This window comes from Methylobacterium sp. AC690, assembly GCF_979256535.1.
Genome location: NZ_CEEDOX010000012.1, coordinates 82479 through 103084 on the forward strand (window position 1 = coordinate 82479; position 20606 = coordinate 103084).

Genomic DNA, 20606 nt, shown 5'->3' on the forward strand with positions numbered 1-20606 from the left:
CGCTCAACGACCCTTGTCGAGGCGCGCGAGCACGGTATCGATGGCCAATGGCAGGAATGCCTCCGAGGCGAACCGGGTCCGAGCGGCCAGCAAAGCCGGTATCGCGTCCGGCGTCCCGACTTCGGCCAAGACCTCGACCGCCGCGCCGCAGACGTTCGGGTTGGTCTCCGCCTCCAGCAAGGTAGCAAGCAGGACGCTCGCCTCCTCGACCGGCTGCGTCCTCACGATCTCGGTTGCGAGGAGTCGGACGTCGGGGTCGGAATCGGAGAGCAATTCCGAAAGCACCGTGCCCGCTGCGGCGGGCATCGACTGAAGCGCCTCGATGCAGGCGTTGCGCAGCCAGGCATCCTCCGAGCGCAGGTGCCGGGCGAGCGCGGCGGCGGCGGATGGATCGCCGATTGACAGCAGCGCCGCGAGCAGGGCTTCGCGGGTACGCGGGTCCTTTTCCGTTTGGAGGGCGAGGCCGAGATTGTCCGCATCCCTGTGTCGATCAGGCTTGGACGCGGTCGCGGCAATCGTCGGAGGAGGCGGATCTCTGCGGACGAGCGGCATCAGAGCACCATATCGATGAGCGCGTCGGCGATGCCGTCGAGCGGGACGACGACGGTTGCACCGCCGACCCTGACGAGTTCGCCCGGCATGCCCCAGACCACCGCCGTCTCCTCGCTCTCGGCGATGGTGCGGCCACCCTTCGCCCGCAACTCCGCCATCGTCGTCGCACCGTCCCGGCCCATGCCAGTCATTAGGACGCCGATGAGGCGTGAGGGCTCGACCAGTTCGAGGGCGCTCGCGACGAGACGGTCGGCGCTCGGGTGCCAAGGATAGTCGGCATGGGCCGGCACCGGCTGCACCACCAGCCCGGAGGGGCGGCGCGCGAGCGTCACGTCCGCGTCCCCCTTGCCAACATAGACGTTGCCTGGAGCCAGAGGCATCGGCCGAGCGACTTCCTGCACCCTCAGTGCGCATAGGCCATCGAGCCGCCGCGACAGGGGACCGGTGAAATTGCCGGGCATGTGCTGGGCGATCACGACCGGCCACGGGAAATCCGCGGGCAATCGCGACAGCAAGGTATCGAGCGCGGGCGGCCCGCCCGTCGATGTCCCAACTAGTACGATGCCATCGACGATCCCGGGCGTCGCAGAAGGGGCGGCCTTCGGTCCGGGCGAAGGCAGGGACGTCGGCCTCGGCGTGCGCGTCACCGCACCGCGTGCCGGAGTCGCGCTCCTCGCCCGTATGCGCTCGGTGAGGCGCAGGGTCGGACGCAGTCGGGCGCGCGCAGCAGCCCGCACCCTTTGCACGATCAGGGGGCCAAGATGGTCCATCTCCAGGGAAACCGCTCCGCCGGGCTTGGCGACGAAGTCGACCGCGCCCCGCTCCAACGCGTCGAGGGTGATTTCCGCGCCGTCCGCGGTCAGGGACGACAGCATCACCACCGGGGTCGGTCGATCCAGCATGATGCGGTCGAGGCAGGCGAGGCCGTCCAGGCCTGGCATGTTCACGTCGAGGGTGATCACGTTGGGGCGGAAGCGGGCATGCTCGGCCAGTGCCTGTTCGCCGTCACGGGCGAAGGCCACCTCGAAATCCGCCTCCTGCGCGAACACGCCGCCAAGGAGCTTACGCATCAGTGCGGAGTCGTCGACGACTAGAAGGCGGATCATTCCGCGGTATCCGTCCCGGCCCCTCGCACGCCCGGCCGCTTGTTCGTCGCCCGCACCCTCCGCTCGGTCCCGGCAAGCAGGGCCGATGCGTCCACGATGGGCAAGAGGCTGCCGTCAACGAGGGTCGCGACCCTGTCGACCCCATTCCCGGCGTTGTCGGAATAATCTGGCGTTGGCCGTATGGCGTCCACCTCAAGACGCAGCATCCGCGAGACGCCGTCGACCAGCAGGCCGGCGACATCGGCTCCGGCTTCGAGCACGACGATGCGTCGCCGCGGATCTGCCTCGCCTGGCGGAAGGCCGAAGCGCCGGCGCTGGTCCACCACGGCTAGCACGGTGCCGCGCACGTCGATGGCGCCTACGACGAGGTCTGACGACCGGGGCAGACGCGTCATCACCTCGGGTACGCGCAGCACCTCGCGTACCGACCCAACCGGGACGCCGTAGCTCTCGCCCGCGACGTCGAAGACGACGAACTGCTCCGTCACTGCCGCCGCTCCAGCGTTCTCGGTCCTGGCGTTGGAGGAACGTGCAGGCGAGGCGGTCAAGGTCGTTCCTTCGATCAAACGGTCGGCGGAGAGCACGGAGATCAGCGTACCTGCCTGGTCGATGCGGCAGATCGCGTCGATTGCGGTCGTTCCGCCTCGACTTAGCGCCGCCGGCACCGGATCGACTGCATCGGGCGCCAGCCTCAGGATCGGACCTAGCGCATCGACAAGAAGGCCGATCTCCGTTCCCCCCATACGCGCGACGACGATGCGCGCCTCCGCCCTTGGCGGGGGGGCGGTCAAGCCAAGTAGGACGGGCAGGCTCAGCAGCGGCAGCACCCCGCCTCGCAACGCCACAACGCCCAGGGCGGCGCTCTGGGCACGCGGCACCGGCATGACGTCCGGCGGCAGCGCCAGCACCTCCGCGACCCGCTCCAACGGCAGGGCATAGGATCGCCCGCTTGCCGTGAAGGAAACCAGCGCGACGCGCTCCTCCTCCGTCGCGTCGGAAAACTCATCTCGTGGAGGCCGAACGTCAACAGTAGCGGGCGTTCCGGTCCGGCGCCGGGGAAACGCGGCCGTGACCAATGCCCCGAGATCGATCACACGAACCGAGCCCGGCCCGACGGCTGTGGTGAGATACCTGGCCGTCGATGGCCCGTCCTCCTTGAACGATTCCGTTCCCCCAGAAAATCCCACGACACGGTCGACCATCAGCCCGACGGCCTCGCCCGCCTCCGCCACGACGACCCGGGTCGGTTCCGTGGTGGGCTCCAGATCAGGGCGGACGATGCGACGGAGGTCGAGCACCGGCAAGGCGGTGCCGCGACGGTTGGCGAGCCCGGCCAAGGCGGCAGGGGCGCCGGGCACCCGCGTCAGCCGGGGCGGACGAAGCAGTTCGCGGACCAGGCCCGCATCAAGGGCGTAATCGTCGGTGCCCAACGTGAAGACAAGGTAGCGCCTGTCGCCCGTGCCATCGGCCTCAGGCATTCGTGGCCTGCAGCTCGTCGGCGAGCGATGCGATTTCCTCGATGCTCGCTGCAAGATCCTCAGCGCCCTTCGACTGCTGGCGTGCGGCGGTGGCGGCCTCGCTGGAGGCACGGTCAGCCTGCTCAGCCGCGGCGGCGATCTGCTGCGAGCCCTTCAGCCCCTCTCGCGCCGCGACGACGATAACGTCTGCGGCGGCTAGCACGTCGGTGTTGCCGGCCTCCAGACGACCGACGTCCCCCTCCACGCCGGCGAGGGTGGCGAAAAGCACTCGATTGCGCTGCATCTCCGTCTCCGACGCCGCGACGACCTGCTCAAGTGCCCTTCGGACGCCGCCGACCCCGTCCTGGATGTCGCGGACGGTGTCGCGGATGCGGTCGGCGTTCTCCGAGGCGTCGCGGGCCAAGGCACGGATGTCATTCGACACGACGGCGAAGCCTCGACCCCCTTCGCCGGCGCGCGCCGCCTCGATGGCGCCGCTGACCGCGAGCATGTTCACCTGCACGGAGACCAGGGCGATGGACCCGATGATCTTCTCGATGCGACGATTGCTGGCTTCCAGTTCGCCGACGCGTCCGAGACAGGCGCGGGTCTCGTCGAGCGAGCGCGCCACCCCGTCGGCCAGCGAGCCCACCCCGGCCCGCACATCTCCCAAGGTCGCGGCGATGCCGGCGACCGTCTCCCGGGCAACCGTCGCGTTCGCCTTGAATATCGCGGCGCTCCGCTCGACTTGTTCCATAGCCGCGCTGGACTGATGTGCGGCAGCGCTCTGGATACCGGTGCCACGGCTGATCTGGTCGATGGCGGCGAGGATCTCGCTCGCCGCCCCGGAAAGCTCCTGGACCGTGGCGGAGAGTTCCTCGGCTGCCGAGGCGACCTCCTCGGCCTGCCCCTGAACCGAGTCGCTGCCTGTCAGTTCGTCGGCAAGGGCTGCCAACGCTTGTGCCGTCGTCTGGGATTGGTCGAGCGATTGCGTCTGCTGCGCCACCGCCTGCTGGGCCTGGCCAGCGGCCGCGGCCTGCTCCTCGGCCGCGGCGGCGATCTGCTCAGCCCCGCGTTGCGCCTCCCTGATAGCCGTCTCGGCCTCGATAGCTGCGGTGAGGATCGCCTGCGCGCCGTCCGACACCGTGCCGAGCTCCGACCGCGCCGCCTCCAATTGCTCGGTAACCCGCCCGCCTGCCTCGGCCTCGACCGTCGCCGTCCGGGCCGCGGCGCGGATAATCTCCCCGATGCCCCGGACCTCGGTGCGGATCGCCTCGGCCAGCTTGCGGACCTCGGCCGCGCTCGCCTCCGACGTCTCGGCCAGAGCCCGCACCTCGTCGGCCACGACCGCGAAGCCCCGGCCGTCCTCGCCCGCTCGCGCCGCCTCGATGGCGGCGTTCAGGGCCAGAAGGTTGGTCTGGTCGGAAACGTGCTCAACCGTGCCGGTGATCTCGCCGATGCTCGTGGCCGCGCGGTCGAGCTCGTCGATCAGCGCGACCGAAGCGGATTGTCGGTGGGAGTTGGCCTGCACGGCGGCGGCCGACGAGGTGATATGGACCCCGGTCTCAGCCAGCAGCGTCTGAAATGCCGTGGTCGCCTGGCCCGAGGCGTTCGCCCGCTCCCGGGCCTCGGAAAGGCGGGCGGCGATGCCGGCGATGGCACCGAGGGACTCCTGCGCGGCGCCAGCGGCTTCCTCGGCTCCCGAGGCGATCTGCTCCATCGAGCGCCGCAGCTCCTCCGCGGCCGACGACGCCTCGATCACCCCCGCGGCGAGTTCCTCCGTCGCCGCAGCAAGCCGCTCGGATGCCTTCTCGCGTCTTGCGCGGGACCGTTCGCGCGAGCGTCCGGCAGGGATGGGCGCGACAGGTGAAGGGTTCGGAACGGTAGCGCCGGCCTCCGGGGCCTCTCCCTGCGGCGCGAGCCGCGTCCTCTTCACCAGTGCCATGGACGGATCACCTGCGTTCGACCGTCCCCCATGCAGGACGCAAGGGTGAGGAAGGCTCGGAAGTAGAATCCGAGGTTCTAAGCTGGGGAGCGCTGTGGTCAAGAAGCGCCAGACTGACCCGTCTGATCGCAATGGGTGGATCCACACCACTATGCCGTATCTCCCGAGAAACGCAGAGGGATGCCCGACCCTTGTGGGATACCTTCGTCCGGCGTTAGAGATTCGCGAGGCCGGATATTAACCTTATTTGGATATTGCGGTGCATGCGGATCGTTCTCCTCGATCCTACGTCAGCCGCGACGGAGTGACCGCGGGTCGGAGCCGGCCGTGACCCTGACGACCCGCATACTGCTGCTGGTGATGCTCGCGCTCGCGCCGGCTCTCGCGATCCAGGGATATAACGAGTACGCCATGCGTACCTCGCGCGACGAGGCCGTGCGCGCCGATGCCATGGCCACCGCTCGGACCGTGGCCGAAGACCTCTCGCAGGTCGCCGAGACGGCACGCCAGGCACTCAACTTCGTGGCGCAGGACCTCACCGTGCGGGCCATGGAGCCAGCAGGATGCACCGAGTACCTCCACCGCGCCGCGACGGACAATCCGCATCTCGCGGTCCTGGCGCTGACGCGGATCGACGGGACCGTTGTCTGCAACAGCGTGGGATCGCCTGCCGGCTCGTATGCAGTGCCCGACCGCAGCTACCAGCGTCGTGCCGTCGCGGAAGACACGTTCGTCATGGGGACCTATGCCCGAGGCAACGCCTCGCGGAAGGACTCCCTCCACTTCGCGCAACCCCTTCACGACACGAACGGCCAGAAGGTCGGCGTCCTGGCCGCCGCCATCGACCTCGATTGGCTCGCGAAGTATCTGCGGCGCAACCTAAGACTGTCGAGCACCTCGGTCACCGTCGCCGACGAGAACCATGTCATCCTGGTCCGCTACCCGGACGGCGATGGTTGGGTCGGCAAGCCGATCCCGCCTGAGCGGCTACGCATCCTTACTGAACGGGGCGAGGGTGTCCGTGTCGATCTCGGGATCGACGGACGCGAGAGGGTCCTGGCCAACACCCAACCTTCCGGCCCGACCTCGGCGGCCTGGGTCACCGTCGGCCGCGACCGCGACATCGCCTACGCTGACGTCGATGCGGCGACGCGTCGGGGAGTGGTCCTGATCGCGCTGGGTGCCATCATGGCGATCGTGGCCGCGCTTTTCGCCGGGCGCTTCTTCATCCGCCGTCCCTTCGGCCGCCTGCTTCGGACGGCGTCCCAGTGGCAAGCCGGCGACCTCGCCGCCCGGAACGGCCTGGATGGGGGCGACGAGTTCGGCCGGCTCGGGCGCAAGCTGGATGCCATGGCGGGAAGCCTGCAACGCAACGAGGCGGAGCTGCGGGAGGAGATCCGCAACGGCCGGGCGATGCAGGAACGGCAGGTGACGATGCTGCACGAGTTGAACCACCGGGTGAAAAACACACTCGCCACGGTCCAGGCGTTGGCACGGCAGTCGACCCGGGGCGGCGACGCGCCCGGGGAGCGGCTGGAGGCCCGCATCCTCGCCCTATCGAAAACACACGACCTACTGACGCAGGACGATTGGTCGAGCGCCCCCCTGCGCGCGGTGTTGGAGAATGAAATCGGGCCATACCGGGGCGGCGATTCCACTTTCGTGATTGAAGGGCCCGACGTCGACCTGCCGCCCCGTCACGTCCTATCGCTCGGCATGACACTGCATGAGCTCGTCACCAACGCAGCCAAGTACGGCGCGCTTTCCGTGCCGGGCGGCGAAGTGCGTGTCGCCTGGTCGATTGCCGGTGCCGGGCACGGCGAGCGGTACCTGCGCCTTGATTGGATCGAGACTCGCGGTCCACCGGCATCTTCCCCCGAACGTCGCGGTTTCGGCACGCGCTTGATCACGATGAGCGTTGAGCGCGAACTCGACGGCAAGGTCACCCTCGACTATGCGGAGAAGGGATTGCGTGTCGGCATGGACGTCCCGTTGACCGAGTTGGGCCGGGCACATCTCAGCCCACTCGCCACTGCCCATTGAAATCTACTGCAGGAGGCCAGCCCCAAACGTCTGGCATCTCCCGGCCCTGTCGGCAAAGGTGAGATATCGTCATCCCGCTTAAAGAGCGATGGAAGCGAAAAGAGCGCTCCGCTGGTAATGAACATGGACGGCCTTGTGCCGAAACCAGTCGTCTAGCCTGTCCAGGCTGGTCTGCGAAACACGCATTCTGCGACGACGTTCATACCGTTTTTGTGCGAACGGCCGTGGGGATCGGTCGCTTTCCAAAGTACCCGGGGCGTGACACTCCCCTCCCATGAGCAGCTTGCACAAACTGATCGGGACGGTTGCCCGCCGACGTCATTCGCCGGTCACTGATTACGGCGTCACGTTGCTGCTTGTCGGCGCCATGACGTTCGTCCGGTTCCTGGCCCCGGCCCACGTCGCACCATTTCTGCTGTATATTCCCGTCCTGCTCGTCGTCACCCTGGCTTTCGGCTGGGGTGCCGGGACGTTTGTGCTGTTGTTGTCCACCCTGATCGCCGCGTGGTTCTACACGCGCGATGGGATGCTCGGCAGCGTCGACGTGGCCCTGCTCTGCCAGTACGTGACTGTCGGCGCGACCATGGTGTGGATCTGCCACGCGTTGCGCCGGTCCGTGGTGCAGAACGAAGCCACCCTGGAGCGGCTCAACGCGGCGAACCACATCCTCGTCGACCGGGAGACGGCGTTGACCGACGCCAACGCCGTGGCGGAGGCCGCCAAGGAAGCGGCCGAGCAGGCCAACGCCGCGAAGAGCGACTTCCTCGCGAACATGAGCCATGAACTCCGCACCCCGCTTTCCGCCATCATCGGCTACAGCGAGATGATGGGCGAGGAGATCGCGGACGGCTGTGCGGCGCCGGACCTCGTGGCCGACATCGGCAAGGTCGAGCGCAACGCCCGCCACCTGCTCGGGCTTATCAACGACGTGCTGGACCTCTCTAAGGTCGAGAGCGGCAAGATGGAGGTCTACGCTGAGGATTTCGCGGTGGAGGACATGCTCCGCGACGTCGCGGGTTCGGTCACGACGCTGGTCGGCAAGAAGGGCAACACCCTGGAGATGCAATTCGCCCCTGGGCTGGGCCGGATGCATTCAGACCTGACAAAGACGCGGCAGGTGCTGTTCAACTTCTTGAGCAACGCGGCCAAGTTCACGGATAAGGGGACCATCACGGTTGCCGCCTCCCGCATCATGGACGCCTCGGGTGGCGACCAGCTATCGTTCTCCGTCTCGGACACCGGAATAGGCATGACGGCCGAACAGGTGTCACGCCTGTTCCGGCGCTTCGAACAGGCCGATGCCTCCACCACGCGCAACTTCGGCGGGACCGGGCTTGGGCTTTCGCTCACGCATGCCTTCGCAGACATCCTCTTTGGGACCATCACGGTGTCCAGTGTGCCCGGCCAGGGCAGCATCTTCACGTTCACCGTCCCGGCGATCTACGTCCCGCCCCTAAACGAGCAGGCCTCGCCTGATCCGGACGTCATCGGTGATGTCGGGGCGGAGGGCGACATCATCCTGGTCATCGACGACGATACGGATCAACTCGCCCTCACGACCCGGTTCCTCCACCGCGAGGGCTTCCAGGTGCGGACCGCCACGAACGGCAGGAGCGGGCTTGACCTTGCCCGGAAGCTGAGGCCGCGAGCCATCCTGCTGGACGTTATGATGCCGGGCGTGGACGGATGGTCCGTGCTGAGCCAGATCAAGGCGGACGCGTTGCTGGCGCCGATCCCGGTCGTGATGGTGACGTCCGTCGACCAACGCAAGCTGGCGGCGTCCCTCGGTGCCTCGGACTACATGATGAAGCCGGTCAACTGGGCTCGGTTCGGCAAGATCGTGAACCAGTTCAGGCTGGCGGAGCCGGACCGGCGCGGCACCGTACTCCTGGTGGAGGACGAGGCCATGACCCGCATGGCGATGCGCTCCACCCTGGAGGAGGACGGCTGGTCGGTCGTGGAGGCCTCGAACGGCGAGGAGGGCCTGCAGCAAGTGGCCGAGATCAAGCCGGACGTGGTGATCGTTGACCTGAACATGCCCGTCATGGACGGCTTCGGCTTCCTTGAAGGCGTTCGGGCCGTGCCCGGCTGCGCGGACATCCCGGTGCTCGTATTAACAGGCCGGGAGTTCTCGGCGGACGACCGGAACAAGCTTCGCGGCGCGAGTCAGATCCTCAATCGCGGCGACCTGGCGTCGGCGAGCCTAGCCGAAAGACTGAGGGATCTCAGGGCTTGAGTGGGGCAAGAGCGCCTCGGCGGCATCGGCGTCGAAGCCATGTCAACGTCCGCTTCGGAGCACCTCATTTCGCAGCCTGAACTACCGGGTTGGGTCGACATCTGCCGGACCGCTCTACGTCCGGGATGGGTGGTGTTCCGCCGGTCCGCTTCTCATCCCATTTGGGCTGGAAGCGGACCTTCGAATGGTTGCCGTGCGTACTGGATCCACCGAAGCAAGGTTAGGCCGCGCGGACCGTCGCGAGGAAGCGACCGACCTCGGCGCCGAGATGCTCGGACTGCCTCGACAGTTCGGAGGCCGCCGACAGCACCTGGGTCGCCGCCGCCCCGGTCTCCTCCGAAGCCTGCGCGACCCCGGCGATGTTGCCGGTCACTTCGTTGGTCCCGGTCGAGGCGAGGGCGACGTTGCGCACGATTTCCTGGGTCGCCGCCCCCTGCTGCTCCACTGCCGCGGCGATGGAGGTCGCCACGCTGTCGATCTCACGGATCCGCCCGGTGATGCCGCCGATTGCCGTGACGGCCTGCGCCGTCACACCTTGGACCTCATCGATCTGGCGTCCGATCTCCTCGGTTGCCCTGGCGGTCTGCTCGGCCAGCGCCTTGACCTCGGAGGCGACCACGGCAAAGCCCCGTCCCGCCTCTCCGGCACGCGCCGCCTCGATGGTGGCATTGAGCGCCAGCAGGTTGGTCTGCCCGGCGATGCCCGAGATCATGCCCACCATGTTGCCGATCCGAGCCGAGGTGGCCTGTAGGGCGTGGACCAGCTGCATGGTCTGATTGGCTTCGCCGACGGCCGATTGGGCCAGCCGGGTCGAACCGGAGACCTGCCGGCCGATCTCCTGCACGGACGAGCCGAGCTCCTCGGCTGCGGCCGCGACCGTATTTACGTTGGCGGCGGCCTCCTCCGCGGCGGCGGCGACGGTGGTGGACTGGCTCGCGGTCTCCTGAGCGGTGGCGGTCATCTGCTGAGCGGTTGCCTGGAGTTCGGTGGCCGAGGACGAGACCATCCCGACGATGCCGCCGACCGCGCGCTCGAAGCCGTCAGCGAGCTCGAACATGGTTCGCTTGCGTTCGGCCGCGGCGGCCTCGTCGGCGCGGCGCTTGACCTCGGCCTCCTCGGCGGCCTTCCGGGCGACCATGGCCTTGATGCCGTCGACCGCCTTGCCGACCGCGCCGATCTCGTCGCTGCGGACCGACTCCGCAATTTCGGCATCGGTCTCACCGCGAGCCATCCGCTGCAGCACGCTGACGAGCCTGCCCAGCGGACGGGCGACCTGCACGATGACCGTATAGACGCCGTAGGCGATGCTGAGCGCCGCGATGACGAGTGCCGCGAGGAGGGCGAGGCGGGACCAGCCTGCGGTGTGCTCGGAGCGATTGAACTCGGCCTCCGCTTCGTGGACCTGCAGCGTGGTCAGCTTGCTGAGAGGCGCGTTGGTGGCCTGCATGTTCTTCAACAGGTCCGCATGCGTCGCATCGAAATCCGGAGCGCCGCCTTGCGCGATACGCCTGAATATCTCGGAGATGACGATGCCGTTCTGATCGATCCGAGCCTGCAGGTCCTTGGCCAGGACCTCCTCTTCTTGTGTCAGCGAGGTCGCCTTGTAGGCGGACCATTGAGCGTGCAAGTTAGAGAGGTCGCGCTCCATCCTCTCCTTTGCCGTGGCGAACGCGACGGTCTTGCTGCGCAGCATTCGCGATACATCGATGATGTCATCGTAGGCATCACGGATGATGCTGAATTGACGGAGGCAGACGACCCGGTCCTCGTAGACGGTCTTGAGGCTTGAGTGGCTCCAGTGGAGCGCGAAATTCCCCAACGCCGCCGTGCCGAAGAGGATGAGGCCTAGCACCGCTAAAACTGACATAAGCCGCTGTTTGATGGTCATCGTCGATAAACTGCCTCTTTGTTCACCACAGCCGATACATCCATCGTTTGAACCGGAGTGGCGCCTGCTGTCCGGATGCGCAAAATAGAGGCAATTGGTTAATATGACGGCTACGCAACGTCCGAGAACCATGCGTAGCGTGATGACGGGCGGTCACGATCAGGACACCGCTGGCTGCCCTCCCAGGGCCTGTCGTCGCCTGAACAGTTTGGCTGGGCTTGCGTTTTCGTCTCTCTGATGGAGGAGGGACGATGCTGAGCGACACACAATGGGCTGATCTGGAGCCTCTGGTTGAAGCCTGCCGGCCCAAGGCCAAAACGCCTCCGCAGGATCTGCAGCGCACGCTCTCGGCCATCCTTTGGCGGCATCAGAACGGAGCCAAATGGCGAGCTATTCCCGAGGAATTGGGACCCTGGTGGCGGGCTGCCCAGATCTTCATCCGCTGGTCGCGTGCCGGCGTCTGGGAGCGGCTTCTTCACCTCGTGCAGGAGCGCGGTGTCCAACTCGGTATGGTATTCCGCGACGGCACGAACATGCGAGCGCACCAAAAGGCGGCGGGAGCCGCCAAAAGGGGGGATCTGGGCCCGAGCGAGATGCTCGTGAAGCTCTTGGCCGCTCACGTGGCGGGTATGGCACCAAGGCTTGCGTGATCGCGGATGGACGGGGTCGCGCCATCGCCTTCCGGCTGGCGCCCGGTCAGGCCCATGAACTTCCTCACGCTGTTCCCCTGCTCGACCAGCTGCCGGCGGTGCCCAAATGGGTCGTGGGGGACCGCGGCTATACCAGCCACGTCTTTCGCGAACACATCTGGGATATGGGCGCTCGGCCTGCGATCCCGCCTCAGCGCTACGAAGCGCCCGTGGCCTGCCCGGATTGGATCTACAACAACCGTAACCAGGTCGAGCGTCTCTGGACCAGGCTCAAAGAGTGGCGCGCCATCGCCACCCGCTACGAGAAGACTGCCGTCAGCTTCATGGGCGTCCTCTACCTCGCAGCCGCCCTCGATTGGCTTAAGCGATGACACGCCCGTGCTTCGGCAAGCACCCATAGCGCTTCGGGACCGCTGCACATGCAGCATACGAACTTTGGTGCGTTCCGTTGAACGGAAACAGCTGGATCAGCGTCCCTTCATGCCTGGCAGGGGAGGGCCGCCCACTAAAAAAGCTAGAGTTTAAAACAGATCAGCCACAGCTCCCTTTTTTCGCGAATCAGATATCCAGGCGGCTCATCCCGCGGATACCGCGCAAGTCGTCTATGAGTTTCATGCCCCACAAGTTTGTCGACAGCTGTGAACCGATCTTCGTAAAACTCTCATCCGTCGAAAAAATCGGCCATAGATTACTATCTTACTCGGGAAAAATCATAAATACGACCGCTAAGTCAACCAATGCGTCTTTAGGCCTGCAGTACACTGGTGCGGCCAGTCAATCTTCTATTATTTGTAGTTTGATAAACATCATTTGAGCTTTCAATGGGTATGAAGCTCCCCAGCCTATAAAAAAGAAATCGACACAGGCCCAGAAACATTAGCACTCTCGTTCACTGAGTGCTAAACCAACTGTCGCAGGGCCGCTGCGGATCTTCCTGCAGCCGCCTTCCCTTCAATGGCTGAGCCGTGCTGGCGCCATGTCATCGGTAGGGAGATTGGAACTCGACCATGAAATTTCGCCCACTGCACGACCGTGTCGTCGTTCGCCGCATCGAAGGCGAAGAGAAGACCAAGGGCGGCATCATCATCCCGGACAATGCCAAGGAGAAACCGCAAGAGGGCGAGATCGTCGCCGTCGGTCCTGGCGCCCGTGACGAAGCCGGCCGCGTGAACCCGCTCGACGTCAAGGCCGGCGACCGCGTCCTGTTCGGCAAGTGGTCCGGCACCGAGGTCAAGATCGACGGTCAGGACCTCCTGATCATGAAGGAATCCGATATTATGGGCGTCGTCGCTTAAGAGCCATACGCCCTGGTGTGATCTGCCAATACTGCCCCTTGAGGCACCCGATGTGGTGTGCCTCGGGGCCGCGCTAACATTGAAGTGACTTTTCCCATGGCTGCCAAAGACGTTCGTTTTTCCGCCGACGCCCGCGAGAAGATGCTGCGCGGTGTTGAGCTTCTTGCCAGTGCCGTGAAGGTGACGCTGGGTCCCAAGGGCCGCAACGTTGTGATTGAGAAGTCTTTCGGCGCGCCGCGCATCACCAAGGACGGCGTCACCGTCGCCAAGGAGATCGAGCTCGCCGACAAGTTCGAGAACATGGGCGCCCAGATGGTGCGCGAAGTGGCCTCGAAGTCGAGCGACATCGCTGGCGACGGCACGACGACGGCAACCGTGTTGGCCGCCTCCATCGTCCGCGAGGGTGTGAAGTACGTGGCCGCCGGCATGAACCCGATGGACCTGAAGCGCGGCATCGACCTCGCTGTTGCTGCGGTCGTGAAGGACATCAGTGAGCGCTCCCGCAAGGTGGCGTCTTCCGCAGAGATCGCTCAGGTCGGCACCATTTCAGCCAATGGCGACAAGGAAATCGGCGAGATGATCGCCCACGCCATGGAGAAGGTCGGCAAGGAAGGGGTCATCACCGTCGAGGAGGCCAAGACGGCCGAGACCGAGCTCGATGTGGTCGAGGGCATGCAGTTCGACCGCGGCTACCTTTCCCCGTACTTCATCACGAATGCGGAGAAGATGATGGCGGATCTTGAAGATCCCTACATCCTCATTCACGAGAAGAAGCTCGGGTCGCTTCAAGCGCTTTTGCCGATCCTCGAAGCCGTAGTGCAGACCGGCAAGCCGCTGCTCATTATCGCCGAGGACATCGAGGGTGAGGCGCTCGCTACGCTCGTCGTGAACAAGCTGCGCGGCGGCCTCAAGGTCGCGGCCGTCAAGGCTCCGGGCTTCGGCGATCGCCGTAAGGCCATGCTTGAGGATATTGCCCTGCTGACCAAGGGTCAGATGGTCGCCGAGGACCTCGGCATCAAGCTCGAGAACGTCACTCTTGAGATGCTGGGTCACGCCAAGCGGGTGCGTATCGATAAGGAGACCACCACGATCATCGATGGATCGGGCGACAAGGCCGACATCGAGGCCCGCGTTGCTCAGATCAAGGCGCAGATCGAGGAAACCACCTCGGACTACGACCGTGAGAAGCTCCAGGAGCGTCAAGCCAAGCTCGCCGGCGGCGTCGCGGTCATCCGCGTTGGAGGCTCGACTGAGGTTGAGGTCAAGGAGAAGAAGGACCGCGTCGACGACGCGCTCCATGCGACGCGCGCAGCGGTTGAAGAAGGCATTGTGCCCGGCGGTGGTGTCGCTCTCCTTCGTGCGAAGGCAGCGGCAGAGGGGCTGAAGAACGACAACCCGGACGTCCAGGCCGGCATCAAGATCGTGCTGAAGGCGCTTGAGGCTCCGATCCGTCAGATTTCGCAGAACTCAGGCGTCGAAGGCTCGATCGTGGTCGGAAAGATCCTGGCAAACTCGTCTGCGACGTATGGCTTCAACGCTCAGACCGAAGAGTACGTTGACATGCTTCAGGCAGGCATTGTCGACCCGGCCAAGGTTGTCCGCGCTGCCTTGCAAGGAGCGGCATCCGTCGCCGGGCTTTTGATCACGACTGAGGCGATGATCTCCGAGGCTCCGAGGAAGGAGGCTCCGCAGATGCCAGGTGGCGGCGGTATGGGTGGCGGTATGGGCGGGATGGACTTCTAGCTTCCGTATCCGCTGAGACAGTGATCCCGAAGACCGCCCTTAGGGGCGGTCTTCTCTATTTTGACATGGAGAAAATGTTTTGGCGTTAATGGGAGATAAAGTTTAACTACGAGCGGCACCTGGAACAGTTCAACGTATCAATGCGACCGCAAGAGGCGAGGGCATCTTGGTGCCGACCACTCCAATTTGACCTAATGCCTCGCTCTGCGCGCTGTTGGGTGGGAGCGCGGACGCATCTAGGAGCGGTTCCCTCGCGCCGTACCGCCCGAAGGATGCCAACCCAGCCAGTATTGGGCTCCGCAGGCGTGACCTACACGACCGCCTGCCGTCGCTTTCGATCGTGCGGCTGGAATGCTACTCACCCGCCTCATCACGAGGGGCTATCCAATGACCTTCCCGACGCGTCGCGCCGTGTTCCTGGCCGTCATCACGGGCTGCGTTCCGGCTTTTGCGCAGGCCCCGGTTCCGGCCGGTCCAGAGGCGGTCGCCTCGCAAGCCGTCATCCGAAAGCTGAACGCCTACGTCGGACTCATGAATCGAACGCTTCGCGCCTCGGAGTCGATGGCGCGTTACGGAAGCTGGGTGAATATGCGGACCGGCCCAACAGGTCGTGAGAGCATCGTGTACGGGCTCTACTCACTCTATGACGTGCGCGACGAGATCGCGAAGGCGAAGGCAGCCGTAGATGCGGAACCCCGGATGGCGGAGCTCGACGCGGCCGTCCCACCCTACATCGCGGCCTACGAAACGCTCGCCCCGCTGATTGCGCAGGCGAACGGCTATTACGAGCGGGCGGATTACAAGGTCGACAAGATGGCGGAGGGCAAGACCTTGCACGCCAAGCTCGCGCCGGCCGGCAGAGCCTTCCTGGAAGAACGGGCGAAGCTCGAACCGCTCTTCGCCCTGGAGAAGCTTAAGAGCGACGAGGCCGAGCTCGCGCTGATCGAAAAGCAGGAAGGCCGCAAGTCCCGCTGGGTCATCGCCAACGTCATGCTACGAGCGCGTCCGGTGGTGGAACTGCTCCCGCGCGAAGCTAAGCCCATAGTTGACCTGCCGGCCTTCGACGCCGCACTCGCGACTTATGCCTCGGCCGTCAGAAGCATGGACGAGTATGCCGTGGCCGAGCCGGGCTCCTTCTCCGGTTTTGAGGGCCGACCGGCTACTTGGCTCGGCAAGCTACGCGAGTTCCGCGAGAAGCTCGGCCGCGCGAAGGGCGACGCACGTCGCGGCCGTATCGACACGACCTGGATCGTGAACGACTACAACACACTGATTTCGACCTCGCAGACGGCGACCCGTTTCCCGCGTTAGGTTAAACCTCCCGGATGCTGCCGGCGCTGACGGGACCATCCCGTACGATGCACGATCAATCCCAGCGGTGCGCGCTTTCGCTGGGATGACGAGGAAGCCCGATGATGCAGTTCGATACGCCACGCCCCGGAGACGATCCGCTCCCGTCCATCGGCGATCCGCCTCCCGGTCCTCAGGTACCTGAGATCGATCCACCGGCGGAACCACCCGCCCCTCAGCCACCAGGCCCCATAGAAGCTGTGTAAAAGCTTGGCGATCCGTTCGCGCAACTCACGACGAGGGAGATGGCAGTCGCACCGCGACCTCGTTCCGGCGCAAGAATGGCACCGAGAATGGCGGATCGTAGCCCATGAAGAAGGGCTGTTCCACCGCCTTTCGTCCAGTGGCTTCCATCACATTCATCAGGGTGCGGGTCTGCTCGTCCCTAGCCGCAGGCGACGCCGTACCGGAGAAGCGCAATACGGCTAACCGTTCCGGAGGAAGGCGAACCAGTCTCACCCCGGGTTCCGTCGGCTCCGGCGCACCGGCTTCAACGACTGCCCTCGGCAGATAGAACCGCATGGTTCCCCGGGCGCCCTGTTCGACCGGGACCGTCATCGCGATCAGGCGACCTTTGCTCTCGACGGGTGTCGTCATGGCGATCCGCTGACCGCCACCGTTCGCCCCGGTGATGTACCGGAACAGCCGGCCGAACGCCCGCCCGTCCTGCTGTCCCATGGCATCCGTCTCGACGGCAACGCGCCCATCGTAGGCCCGCACCTCGACCCCACGGTTGAGCCGCTCGACGACTGCATAGCGCGGCTCTTCATAGGTTCCACGGATGCCCACGACCGACAAAGCGGACTCAAGCAGCGTCACGAAATAGTAGAGTAGCTTGTCCATCGTCCAGGCTTCCATTTGTCATCGGGCGTACGCGAGAAATCTACGTTCGTCTCCGATCGGGTATCCAATATCGGGGAAGCAGCCCATCTGGTATCGTGAGGAGCGCGGCCGGTTTAGGAGCCTGCAGCAGCTCGACGAGGTGCCAGGCTTGAGCGGGAAGATGGTATCAGCAGGTACCGAGCTTGACGATCCCGCACAGCAACTCGCCTAGACAGTCGTATTCTCTCTACCACTTGGGTTCGCCGGTGGGACGCTCGACCTCGTGATCGACGGCTGGCGCATCACCAGCATGCGTCTTCATCCCGAGGGCAAGACCGTCCTGGCGCTCGCGCTCGGCCTCATCGTGCTTCTTCTTGACCTTGGCGTCCGCGATAGAGCTTTATTCAGGTGAGATAGCGTTGCTCCCGATCCGTCCGCTGCGTAGACAGCGCTGCACAAGGAGAATCAATGTTATCCGCAGTCAGAACGCTCGTCCTCGTGCGGCACGGGCAGAGCACCGACAACGAGCAGAACCTGTTCTCGGGGTTTCGCAATCCCAGCTTAACGGGGCACGGCGTTGCGGAAGCGAAGGCAGCCGGACGCAAACTGCGGGAGCTCGACTTCCGCTTCGACATCGCATTCACGAGCAAGCTGGACCGGGCGCAGCGGACACTGGCGCTAATGTTGGAGCAGTTGGATCAGAGCGATCTCCCGTTCCGAGCCGACAGTGCCCTGGACGAGCGGGACTACGGCGAACTCTCAGGCCTGAACAAGGCGGAGGCACGCAACCAGTGGAGCCCGGAACAGGTCCATCTCTGGCGGAAATCCTACGATGGTGTCCCCCCAGGTGGTGAAAGCCTTGCCATGACCGCAGCCAGAACAGTTCCGTTCTACGAGCAGGAGCTTGCAGTGCGCGTTCAGGGAGGGCAGCGCGTCCTTGTTGTTGCCCACGGAAATTCGCTTCGCTCCATCGTCATGCATCTTGAAAACATGACTCCTGAGGCGTTGATGGACTTCAATATCACCACGAGTGAGATTCTCATCTACAGCTTTTCGGAATCGGGCGCGGTGATTGAGAAGACCTCGGTTGTTGCGCCCTCTTCGCTATGACGATCGGGAAGAGGGGGATCAATAGCTCCAATTCAAGTCGCGATTGGTTGAGCCTAAATGCTGCATGACAGCCTTACGGAAGAAACACTGCGAAACTTCCTCGCTGCCTTTTACGCCAAGGTTCAGCGAGATCCCCTGATTGGGCCGGTATTTGCCCGCGTCATCCCTGATGGCGATTGGCCACGCCACCTCACCGTCATCCAAAATTTCTGGTCCTCGGTGCTTCTAAAATCTGGTCGCTACAAGGGCAATCCGTTCGGTAAGCATCAGAGACTGGCTGAATTGACCCCGGCTCATTTCGCGCGCTGGCTCGCGCTATTCGAGCAAACGGCCGAGGAAATATTCTTTGCGGACGTAGCTCTGCTCCTTACGGAACGTGCGAACCGGATCGGAGATAGCTTAAAAGCGGGACTGTTTTTCCGACCAGAGGGTCTACAGCAGGATTGCTGACATCACCTCGTTAGGCCCAGCCCCCCCCGGAGGCGGAGGTCGCCCACGCCGACGAGCGGGTCATAGCCCGAGCCGCCGCATGAACCAGGGGTCCCCTCAGATCTGAGGGGACCCCTGGTTCAGTACGTGATGTGAAGGCTCGGCCGGGAATCGGGCCGCAGTCCAGAGCCGGGTGCGGCCATCCTCGACAGCAAGACCCTGCGAACCTCGCCCGAGAGTGGCGAGCGAGCTGGCTACGATGGCGCCAAGCGCAAGAAAGACTCGAAGGTCCAGCTGGCCGTCGATACGCTTGGCCATCTCTTGGCCCTGCACGTCACCCCCGCCGATGCCGACGACCGCGCCCAGGTCGGACGTCGGGCGCAAGCCGTGCAGGCTGCCGCCGGTGACACCATCGATCTCACCTACGTCGACCAGGGCTACACCGGCGAGAAGCCGGCCGAGGCCGCTCGCGAACACGGCATCGAACTGGAGCTCGTCAAACTGCCGGAAGCCAAGCGAGGCTTCGTCCTGCTGCCGCGGCGCTGGGTGTTAGCTGGCGACCTCCTCGTCCTCAGCAACTCTCCCCTGTCTCCGCCTTTAGGTGTACCTTCGTCTTGCGCAAAACAGCGCACGGATCGTGGCCACTCAGACGCGCCAAAATCAGCAGGTCCGTCATGAGATCGATGATGTCACACTCAGCAACGTCTGCTCCTGTCATAGGATAACGCCAGCGCCGCTCAGTCGTTTGCTGCGCAAGGTAGAGGTCGAGAGCATTCCGAGCGAGTTGACCTCTCATGGCTTCCGTAGGCATGGGTATACTCCTCGGCCGCCCAGACTTTTGGAGAGTACGTGCCGTTCAGATGCTGCGCGTAGCGCGCTCGAATCAAACGCCGCTCCACCTGTATGGTTCGACTATCATTGACGAGTTTGCATGCAGAGGATCACGGCATTTGCATACAGAGATCTCGGCCACCGAGCTTGGTGAGCACGAAGGTGCACAGGAAGACCGCGATGGTGATCAGACCTGCGAACTCGCGGCTCTTTCGAACGTCTCCAGGATAATGGCATCGGTCAGCACGCTTTTTGCGGCTATCCTTCAGATAGTTAGGTAGTAGATAGATTGTGTACAGGCAAAAATATCTTGGATAATATTTATATCAAAATTTATTTCTGCAACTTTGCAATCACCTCAGGTATCCACCGCATATATTAATGTGATTTACCGAAGCCAATGCATGAGCACGTATCATGCGATCCGCAGCATCAGCATCTCTAGATTCGATCGACTTTATGATCGATGCATACGCTGTGATCGCTCTCGAAAGCCATTGATCCTGTGCGAACGATTTATCCCGGATATTCTGCAAGTGTATGAACAGACTATCTGCAAGATTTTTTATTACAGCACATTGAGCAAGCAAAACTAATTTACGATGAAATTCTAGATTAAAAACAAAATATTCACTTGCTAGGTCCGAGTTGTGCTCGGCAACAGAGTGAGCAAGAAATCCTCGCAGCGATTGAATGTGGGCATCCGTCGCCCTCTCACATGCAAGCCGAGCTGCCATGCTCTCTAGAGCTGCGCAGGAGTAAACCATATCAATGATTTCGCGTTTCGATTTCCTGATCACGAAGACGCCGCGCCGCGCTTCTGATCGCACAAAACCTTGCTGCTGTAGAATGTTGAGTGCTTCCCGGACTGGCGTCCGGCTTATCCCTAGATCGTGAGAAAGTCTACGCTCGTCGAGGCGCACTTCCTCACTGTGGTGATAGATATCCATCGCACCGATCGCGATCCTTAGGCTTTCGTAAGCACGATCTCTAAGGGTTAATTGATTAGTAACGGATGCTAGTTCTATTTGGCGCTCACCCGACATCGGACATCCTTCAATGAGGCAACCCCAAAGAGATTCATATTTCACGACAATCCAAGTCGACAGACAAGCTTCTCACCATCAGCAACCAATAAGCTAATATATT

Annotated in this window: 16 protein-coding genes and 1 pseudogene; 10 read left to right on the top strand and 7 right to left on the bottom strand. The window is 63.8% G+C overall.

Going from position 1 to position 20606, the window contains the following annotated elements:
- Nucleotides 1-3 precede the first annotated feature (3 nt).
- From AC0IY1_RS15275 to AC0IY1_RS15290, 4 genes are read right to left on the bottom strand one after another with little or no spacing between them, the layout of a single operon-like run.
- Nucleotides 4-552, bottom strand: a complete 549-nt coding sequence (locus AC0IY1_RS15275) for a HEAT repeat domain-containing protein (protein ID WP_471770596.1) — start codon at nt 550-552, stop codon at nt 4-6.
- A complete protein-coding gene (gene cheB / locus AC0IY1_RS15280) occupies nt 552-1658 on the bottom strand; it encodes a chemotaxis-specific protein-glutamate methyltransferase CheB (RefSeq protein ID WP_471770598.1) in 1107 nt (368 codons plus the stop codon). Before cheB ends, AC0IY1_RS15275 begins: the two co-directional genes overlap by 1 nt.
- Complete coding sequence (locus AC0IY1_RS15285) at nt 1655-3136, bottom strand: chemotaxis protein CheW (protein WP_471770600.1); 1482 nt, start codon at nt 3134-3136, stop codon at nt 1655-1657. The genes cheB and AC0IY1_RS15285 overlap by 4 nt, the downstream gene beginning before the upstream one ends.
- A complete protein-coding gene (locus AC0IY1_RS15290; RefSeq protein ID WP_471770602.1) occupies nt 3129-5060 on the bottom strand; it encodes a methyl-accepting chemotaxis protein in 1932 nt (643 codons plus the stop codon). Before AC0IY1_RS15290 ends, AC0IY1_RS15285 begins: the two co-directional genes overlap by 8 nt.
- A 327-nt stretch (nt 5061-5387) precedes the next feature.
- Here AC0IY1_RS15290 and AC0IY1_RS15295 point away from each other — a divergent pair, with 327 nt between their 5' ends.
- Nucleotides 5388-7103, top strand: coding sequence for a sensor histidine kinase (locus AC0IY1_RS15295; RefSeq protein ID WP_471770604.1), 1716 nt, complete (start codon nt 5388-5390; stop codon nt 7101-7103).
- Between the two features lie 274 nt (nt 7104-7377).
- Nucleotides 7378-9339 carry a response regulator gene (locus AC0IY1_RS15300; protein ID WP_471770606.1) on the top strand — a complete coding sequence of 654 codons (1962 nt, stop codon included), beginning with the start codon at nt 7378-7380 and terminating at the stop codon, nt 9337-9339.
- A 220-nt stretch (nt 9340-9559) separates the two neighbouring features.
- Here AC0IY1_RS15300 and AC0IY1_RS15305 read toward each other — a convergent pair whose 3' ends face one another.
- Nucleotides 9560-11227: a methyl-accepting chemotaxis protein gene (locus AC0IY1_RS15305; protein WP_471770758.1), complete on the bottom strand. Its 1668-nt coding sequence runs from the start codon at nt 11225-11227 to the stop codon at nt 9560-9562.
- Between the two features lie 251 nt (nt 11228-11478).
- On the opposite strand from AC0IY1_RS15305, the gene AC0IY1_RS15310 reads away from it, so the two are divergent.
- From AC0IY1_RS15310 to AC0IY1_RS15325, 4 genes are all read left to right on the top strand, one after another.
- A protein-coding gene (locus AC0IY1_RS15310) for an IS5 family transposase (protein ID WP_156394203.1) occupies nt 11479-12248 on the top strand; the annotation gives its coding sequence in 2 pieces (ribosomal slippage) (nt 11479-11794 and nt 11794-12248; 771 coding nt in all).
- Between the two features lie 636 nt (nt 12249-12884).
- Nucleotides 12885-13172 carry a co-chaperone GroES gene (gene groES, locus AC0IY1_RS15315; RefSeq protein WP_471770608.1) on the top strand — a complete coding sequence of 96 codons (288 nt, stop codon included), beginning with the start codon at nt 12885-12887 and terminating at the stop codon, nt 13170-13172.
- Nucleotides 13173-13268: 96 nt separating this feature from the next.
- Entirely contained in the window at nt 13269-14915 is a 1647-nt protein-coding gene (gene groL / locus AC0IY1_RS15320) for a chaperonin GroEL (protein ID WP_471770610.1), read from the top strand.
- A 387-nt stretch (nt 14916-15302) separates the two neighbouring features.
- Nucleotides 15303-16226, top strand: a complete 924-nt coding sequence (locus AC0IY1_RS15325; RefSeq protein ID WP_056217860.1) for a YiiG family protein — start codon at nt 15303-15305, stop codon at nt 16224-16226.
- Between the two features lie 270 nt (nt 16227-16496).
- Here AC0IY1_RS15325 and AC0IY1_RS15330 read toward each other — a convergent pair whose 3' ends face one another.
- Complete coding sequence (locus tag AC0IY1_RS15330; RefSeq protein ID WP_056217884.1) at nt 16497-17108, bottom strand: SOUL family heme-binding protein; 612 nt, start codon at nt 17106-17108, stop codon at nt 16497-16499.
- A gap of 262 nt (nt 17109-17370) precedes the next feature.
- Here AC0IY1_RS15330 and AC0IY1_RS15335 point away from each other — a divergent pair, with 262 nt between their 5' ends.
- The 4 genes and pseudogenes from AC0IY1_RS15335 to AC0IY1_RS15350 all read left to right on the top strand — a co-directional run.
- The gene (locus AC0IY1_RS15335; RefSeq protein ID WP_274534740.1) at nt 17371-17499 is read left to right on the top strand and encodes a hypothetical protein; all 129 of its coding nucleotides are present in this window, start codon (nt 17371-17373) and stop codon (nt 17497-17499) included.
- Between the two features lie 56 nt (nt 17500-17555).
- Entirely contained in the window at nt 17556-18197 is a 642-nt protein-coding gene (locus AC0IY1_RS15340; RefSeq protein ID WP_471770613.1) for a 2,3-bisphosphoglycerate-dependent phosphoglycerate mutase, read from the top strand.
- A 57-nt stretch (nt 18198-18254) separates the two neighbouring features.
- Entirely contained in the window at nt 18255-18647 is a 393-nt protein-coding gene (locus tag AC0IY1_RS15345; RefSeq protein WP_082559327.1) for a group III truncated hemoglobin, read from the top strand.
- 156 nt (nt 18648-18803) lie between these two features.
- Nucleotides 18804-19190 (top strand): annotated as a pseudogene (locus tag AC0IY1_RS15350) (transposase); the annotation flags it as partial.
- A 620-nt stretch (nt 19191-19810) separates the two neighbouring features.
- Here the strand turns inward: AC0IY1_RS15350 and AC0IY1_RS15355 are convergent.
- The gene (locus AC0IY1_RS15355; RefSeq protein ID WP_082504552.1) at nt 19811-20503 is read right to left on the bottom strand and encodes a GntR family transcriptional regulator; all 693 of its coding nucleotides are present in this window, start codon (nt 20501-20503) and stop codon (nt 19811-19813) included.
- Between the last annotated feature and the right edge of the window lie 103 nt (nt 20504-20606).

Coding starts and splice junctions, on each gene's coding strand:
- AC0IY1_RS15275 (WP_471770596.1), bottom strand. CDS start 552: ATGCCGCTCGTCCGCAGAGATCCGCCTCCTCCGACGATTGCCGCGACC.
- cheB (WP_471770598.1), bottom strand. CDS start 1,658: ATGATCCGCCTTCTAGTCGTCGACGACTCCGCACTGATGCGTAAGCTC.
- AC0IY1_RS15285 (WP_471770600.1), bottom strand. CDS start 3,136: ATGCCTGAGGCCGATGGCACGGGCGACAGGCGCTACCTTGTCTTCACG.
- AC0IY1_RS15290 (WP_471770602.1), bottom strand. CDS start 5,060: ATGGCACTGGTGAAGAGGACGCGGCTCGCGCCGCAGGGAGAGGCCCCG.
- AC0IY1_RS15300 (WP_471770606.1), top strand. CDS start 7,378: ATGAGCAGCTTGCACAAACTGATCGGGACGGTTGCCCGCCGACGTCAT.
- AC0IY1_RS15305 (WP_471770758.1), bottom strand. CDS start 11,227: ATGACCATCAAACAGCGGCTTATGTCAGTTTTAGCGGTGCTAGGCCTC.
- groES (WP_471770608.1), top strand. CDS start 12,885: ATGAAATTTCGCCCACTGCACGACCGTGTCGTCGTTCGCCGCATCGAA.
- groL (WP_471770610.1), top strand. CDS start 13,269: ATGGCTGCCAAAGACGTTCGTTTTTCCGCCGACGCCCGCGAGAAGATG.
- AC0IY1_RS15325 (WP_056217860.1), top strand. CDS start 15,303: ATGACCTTCCCGACGCGTCGCGCCGTGTTCCTGGCCGTCATCACGGGC.
- AC0IY1_RS15330 (WP_056217884.1), bottom strand. CDS start 17,108: ATGGACAAGCTACTCTACTATTTCGTGACGCTGCTTGAGTCCGCTTTG.
- AC0IY1_RS15340 (WP_471770613.1), top strand. CDS start 17,556: ATGTTATCCGCAGTCAGAACGCTCGTCCTCGTGCGGCACGGGCAGAGC.
- AC0IY1_RS15345 (WP_082559327.1), top strand. CDS start 18,255: ATGCTGCATGACAGCCTTACGGAAGAAACACTGCGAAACTTCCTCGCT.
- AC0IY1_RS15355 (WP_082504552.1), bottom strand. CDS start 20,503: ATGTCGGGTGAGCGCCAAATAGAACTAGCATCCGTTACTAATCAATTA.